The sequence below is a fragment of the Alcaligenes sp. CHO6 genome (assembly GCF_037120595.1).
In the GTDB taxonomy this organism is placed as follows: Bacteria; Pseudomonadota; Gammaproteobacteria; order Burkholderiales; family Burkholderiaceae_B; genus Alcaligenes; species Alcaligenes ammonioxydans.
Genome location: NZ_JBANCI010000012.1, coordinates 1 through 836, shown reverse-complemented (window position 1 = coordinate 836; position 836 = coordinate 1). Strand labels below are relative to the sequence as shown.

The window sequence follows — 836 nt, the reverse complement described above, 5'->3', positions numbered from 1 at the left end:
GTGCGTGATGAAGATGTAGCCGAGATTGAGCAGTTGGCCCCGGGCGTTCAGCACGTACGCGTGCCCAATGCCGGTCACATGATCCCTTGGGATAACGAAGCAGGCTTTTACGAAGCCTTCGGTGATTTCCTGGGCCAGCGCCTGGTGTGATGTTGAAAGGGCCGCATGGGCGGCCCGTTGTGATGCAGAGGTTCCGCCTCAGTGCCGGAGCCTCTCACAAGGAGAGACAAGATGGCAGTTAGTGATTATCAACTCATCGAGGCCTGGCAAGAAGTGCTGCGCCTGTCCAAGCTGGAGGCGGGTCAAACGGTGACTTTGCTGACCAGCTCGACCACGCACCCGCAGACCCTGCAGTGCGCGCAGATTGCCGCCCAGTCCATGGGAGCGATTGTCAATCGCCTGGACTTGTTGCCGGTCAACGCGGAAAAAGCCTTGAGCCGTGACTCGCTGGCGTACTTGGGTACCACGCCCTTGACGGGTAATGAGGCGGCGATCGCCGCCTTGAAGGCCAGTGATCTGGTGCTGGACCTGATGACCCTGTTGTTCTCGCCCGAGCAGATCGACATTCTGAAGTCGGGTACCAAGATTTTGCTGGCCGTGGAGCCACCTGAAATTCTGGTTCGCACGGTGCCCACCGAAGCCGATCGTGCACGCGTAACCGCGGCAGCGGCCTTGATCAAGGCCGCCAAGGAGATGAGCATTACCTCTCCTGCCGGTACCAATCTGCGCTGCCCGCTCGGTGAGTTCCCGGCGATTCGTGAATACGGTTTTGTGGACGAGCCGGGTCGGTGGGATCACTGGCCCAGCGGCTTTGTGCTGACCTGGCCCAATGAGCG

Annotated in this window: 1 protein-coding gene and 1 pseudogene; both read left to right on the top strand. The window is 60.2% G+C overall.

Annotated elements, in window-relative coordinates:
- A partial coding sequence (locus V6936_RS17270; RefSeq protein WP_442892629.1) for an alpha/beta fold hydrolase occupies positions 1-150 on the top strand: 150 nt, incomplete at its 5' end.
- An 81-nt stretch (positions 151-231) separates the two neighbouring features.
- Positions 232-836 (top strand): annotated as a pseudogene (locus tag V6936_RS17265) (2,5-dihydroxypyridine 5,6-dioxygenase); the annotation flags it as partial.